Source organism: Pseudomonas edaphica (assembly GCF_005863185.1).
GTDB lineage: Bacteria > Pseudomonadota > Gammaproteobacteria > Pseudomonadales > Pseudomonadaceae > Aquipseudomonas > Aquipseudomonas edaphica.
Genome location: NZ_VBVZ01000497.1, coordinates 1 through 4,694, shown reverse-complemented (window position 1 = coordinate 4,694; position 4,694 = coordinate 1). Strand labels below are relative to the sequence as shown.

Annotated in this window: 3 protein-coding genes; 1 reads left to right on the top strand and 2 read right to left on the bottom strand. The window is 60.0% G+C overall.

What is annotated here, in order from left to right; genetic code table 11:
- Positions 1–82 precede the first annotated feature (82 nt).
- Both FEM54_RS25100 and rep read right to left on the bottom strand, forming a co-directional pair.
- Positions 83–655: a xanthine phosphoribosyltransferase gene (locus FEM54_RS25100; RefSeq protein ID WP_010207474.1), complete on the bottom strand. Its 573-nt coding sequence runs from the start codon at positions 653–655 to the stop codon at positions 83–85.
- 58 nt (positions 656–713) lie between these two features.
- Positions 714–2,723, bottom strand: coding sequence for a DNA helicase Rep (rep, locus tag FEM54_RS25095; protein ID WP_017135871.1), 2,010 nt, complete (start codon positions 2,721–2,723; stop codon positions 714–716).
- A gap of 255 nt (positions 2,724–2,978) precedes the next feature.
- Here rep and FEM54_RS25090 point away from each other — a divergent pair, with 255 nt between their 5' ends.
- Positions 2,979–4,643, top strand: coding sequence for a putative bifunctional diguanylate cyclase/phosphodiesterase (locus tag FEM54_RS25090; RefSeq protein WP_017135872.1), 1,665 nt, complete (start codon positions 2,979–2,981; stop codon positions 4,641–4,643).
- The last annotated feature ends 51 nt before the right edge of the window (positions 4,644–4,694 follow it).

Genomic DNA, 4,694 nt, shown 5'->3' with positions numbered 1-4,694 from the left:
GTCAGTCGACAGAGTTGTCGACTGTCAGGCCCTCATCGCAGGCAAGCCAGCTCCCACATTTTTAATCGAGTTCAGGCAGTGATTACTCGATGAAGGTGACGACGCCACCGGCCAGCGACTTCACCCGCGCCAGCGATTCAACCCGATAACCCTGCGCATCCAGCTCCGCACGGCCACCCTGGAACGACTTCTCAATCACAATCCCCAAGCCTGCAACGGTCGCGCCGGCTTGCTTGATGATCGAGATCAGCGCCTGGGACGCTTTGCCGTTGGCCAAAAAGTCGTCGATCACCAGCACGCGGTCGCTGCTGGTCAGGTGACGTGGGGAAATCGCCACGGTGCTTTCGACCTTCTTGGTGAAGGAATACACAGTGGCCGACAGCAGGTTTTCAGTCAGGGTCAGAGACTGCTGCTTACGGGCGAAGATCACCGGCACACCCAGGTTCAGGCCGGTCATGATCGCCGGTGCAATACCCGAGGCTTCGATGGTGACGATCTTGGTGATGCCCGAGTCCTTGAACAGCGCGGCGAATTCGTCGCCGATCAACTTCATCAGCGCCGGGTCGATCTGGTGGTTCAAAAAGGCGTCAACCTTGAGGACCTGATCGGAAAGCACGATGCCTTCTTCGCGAATTTTCTTGTGCAGTGCTTCCACGGAAAGCTTCCTCTAATGGCGCGGTTTGCGCCGAAAGTAGATTAAAAAGTAGTCGATTCTAGCGCTTTAACATCGCGCGTATGTCCGCCAAGGCGGTGTTGCCGCGAACGGCCTTCACCTCGGTCGGGGTGTCGTCATTGCCTTCCCAGGCCAGATCGTCCGGCGGCAGTTCATCCAGGAACCGGCTGGGGGCACAATCGATGATTTCGCCGTATTGCTTGCGCTTGGCCGCGAAGGTGAAGGCCAGTGTCTGACGTGCGCGGGTAATGCCCACGTAGGCCAGGCGCCGTTCTTCTTCGATGGTGTCAGCTTCAATGCTGGAGCGGTGCGGAAGGATTTCCTCTTCCATGCCCATGATGAACACGTAAGGGAATTCCAAGCCCTTGGACGCGTGCAGGGTCATCATCTGCACGCCTTCGGCGCCGTCTTCTTCTTCCTGTTGGCGCTCAAGCATGTCGCGCAACACCAGCTTGCCGATGGCGTCTTCGACGGTCATCTCGCCTTCTTCGTCCTTCTCCAGCGTGTTTTTCAACGCCTCGATCAGGAACCAGACGTTGCCCATGCGGTAATCCGCAGCCTTGTCGCTGGAACTGTTGGTGCGCAGCCAGTTTTCATAGTCGATGTCCATGACCATGCTGCGCAGGGCGCTGATCGGGTCTTCGCCGGCGCACTGCTCGCGTACCTTGTCCATGAAGCGTTTGAAGCGCGACAGGCGATCGGTGAAGCGCGTGTCCAGGTGCTCGCCCAGGCCGATTTCGTCGGTGGCGGCGTACATCGAGATCTTGCGTTCGGTGGCGTAGTTGCCGAGCTTTTCCAGGGTCGTCGAACCGATTTCCCGACGCGGCACGTTGATCACGCGCAGGAAGGCGTTGTCGTCATCCGGGTTCACGATCAGCCGGAAGTAGGCCATCAGGTCTTTTACTTCCTGGCGTCCGAAAAAGCTGTTGCCGCCCGACAGGCGATACGGCACCTGGTGGTGTTGCAACTTCAGCTCGATCAGCTTGGCCTGGTAGTTGCCGCGATACAGGATCGCGAAATCGCTGTAGGGCCGGTCGGTACGCAAGTGCAGGCTGAGGATTTCCACGGCCACGCGCTCGGCTTCGGCGTCTTCATTGCGGCAGCGGATCACGCGGATCTCGTCGCCATGGCCCATCTCACTCCACAGTTGTTTTTCAAACTCGTGGGGGTTGTTGGAGATCAGCACGTTGGCGCAGCGCAGGATACGGCTGGTGGAGCGGTAGTTCTGCTCCAGCATCACCACTTTCAGGGACGGGTAGTCGTCCTTGAGCAACATCAGGTTTTCCGGGCGCGCGCCACGCCAGGCGTAGATCGACTGGTCGTCGTCGCCTACCACGGTGAACTGGTTGCGCGTGCCGATGAGCATTTTCACCAGCAGGTATTGGCTGGCGTTGGTGTCCTGGTATTCGTCCACCAGCAGGTAGCGCACCTTGTTCTGCCATTTTTCGAGGATGTCGGCGTGTTCCTCGAACAGCTTTACCGGCAGCAGGATCAGGTCGTCGAAGTCCACCGCGTTGAACGCCTTGAGCGTGCGCTGGTAGTGGGTGTAGACGATGGCGGCGGTCTGCTCCTTGGGGTTGCGCGCGTTTTCCAGGGCCTGGGGCGGCAGGATCAGGTCGTTTTTCCAGGCGCCGATCATGTTCTTGATCTCATCCACGCCGTCGTCGCCTGCGTATTCCTTCTGCATGATGTCAGTCATCAGCGACTTCACATCGGTCTCGTCGAAGATCGAGAAGCCCGGCTTGTAGCCCAGCCGCACGTGCTCCTTGCGGATGATGTTCAAGCCCAGGTTGTGGAAGGTACACACCGTAAGGCCACGGCCTTCGCCGCCCTTGAGCAGCGTGCCGACACGCTCCTTCATTTCGCGCGCGGCCTTGTTGGTAAAGGTCATGGCGACGATGTACTGGGCACGGATGCCGCAGTTCTGGATCAGGTGCGCGATCTTGCGGGTGATCACGCTGGTCTTGCCGGAGCCAGCACCGGCGAGCACCAATAGAGGGCCGCCGACGTAGTTCACGGCTTCTTGCTGCCGGGGATTGAGTCGGGACATACAGAAATCAGGGAGTCGTTGTTCAAAAGGGCGGGCATTTTAACAGGCTGGCAAGATTCTGCTGCTTTAGAACGACGGTGTGACGTACCACTCGATCTAAATTTGCCGGTTTTGATACTTTGCCGCAGGATGTGACGGGTAACTGCAGCGAATGTATACCGTTAGCGTATTTGATAACCCTTATCATTGGTGATTATCAGGCCGCGCGTCATAATGCCCGCCGCCAAAAAATTTTGCAGAGTCTAGGGAGCTAGCTTGTCTACGCCTGTCGAACCCTTGCGTTTGCTGCTACTGGCCGATGAGCCAGCGTGGGCAGCGTTGTTGCGCGAGTGCCTGGCGCCGATGGGCGATGGGGCTGTGCTGGTCAGCGCGCCCAACTGGGACTCGGTGAGTCGTCTGTTCGATGACGACCACAGTGCCGTGTTATTGACCACGCCCAGCCTGCAACCCGGCCCAGGCCGTTGCAGCCTGCCGTGCATATTGCTGCTGGAGCAGGAACCGCTGGTTTCACCGCTGGGTGTGAGCGATTGGCTGGTCTTTGGTGCATTGGATACCGATACCTTGCGCCGCTGCCTGCGCCACGTGCGTGAGCGCGGCGTGCTGGAAAACACCCTGCAGCGCCTGGCCGAACAGGACCCGCTGACCGGTATCGCCAACCGCCAGGGTTTCCAGACCTTGCTGGCGGCGCGCCTGGCTGAAAACGAAGGCCGTGGCCTGGCCCTCGGCCATCTGGACCTCGACAATTTTCGTCACGCCAACGACGCCTTGGGCCATCAGGCCGGCGATCGTTTGATCCTGCAAGTGGTCTCGCGGCTCAAGAGCCAACTCGAAGCCGGTGACCAACTGGCGCGCCTGGGCAGCGACGAATTCGCCCTGCTGATCGACACCCGCCGTGCGCCCCAGCGCGCCGAGTGGATGGCCGAGCGCATTACCGAAGCCATGGCCGAGCCGTATTGGGTGGATGGCGAAAGCCTGCTGATCGGCTGCAGCCTGGGCGTGGCACATGCCCGTGCCCGCGCCGGGGCCGACCCGCTGATGTGGCACGCGCACATCGCCATGCAGCAGGCCAAGAGTACCCAGGGCTGTACCTTTCACATCTTCAACGAACGCATCAACCGCAACGCCCGCAGCCTGGCCGACCTGGAAAGTGAGCTGCGCCGTGCTCTGCGCCGCGACGAACTGGAGCTGCATTACCAGCCGCGCCTGGATTTGGACGACGGGCATATCGTCGGCCTGGAAGCGCTGGTGCGCTGGCGCCACGGCGAGCGTGGCCTGTTGCCACCCAGCGAATTCGTGCCCTTGGCCGAACAGAGTGGCCTGATTGTGCCATTGGGTTACTGGGTGATCTCGCGGGCCTTGCGCGATATGCAAGACCTGCGCGAACGCGGCCTGCCGCCGCTGCATATGGCGGTCAACCTGTCGTTTCGCCAATTCCAGGACAGCCAGTTGCTTTCGACGTTGAGCCGGCTGATCGCCGAGCGTGGTGTCGAAGCCCAGTGGCTGGAATTCGAGCTGACCGAAACCGCCGTGATGCGCCGCAGTGACTTGGTCAAGCAGACCATGGACGCCCTTGGCCGTTTGGGTGTGCGGTTTTCCCTGGATGATTTCGGCACCGGTTTTTCCTCATTCGTGCACCTCAACAGCCTGCCAATTGCCTTGCTGAAGATCGACAAGAGCTTCGTCGGCGGCATGGAAGAGCGCGAAGAAAACCGCAAGCTGGTGCATGCCATGATCAACCTGGCCCACAACCTCAACCTGGAAGTGGTGGCCGAAGGGGTGGAAACCCCTGAACAGCTGGCGTTGTTGCGGCTGTTTGGGTGTGATCAGGCCCAGGGTTACCTGATCAGCAAGCCGTTGCCGTTGCCGGAGCTGGTGGAGTATTTGACGTTCGGCAAGAGCCAGCAGGCGCTGCTGGGCTGAAGGTTGTAAACCCAATCAAAAATGTGGGAGCTGGCTTGCCTGCGATGGCGG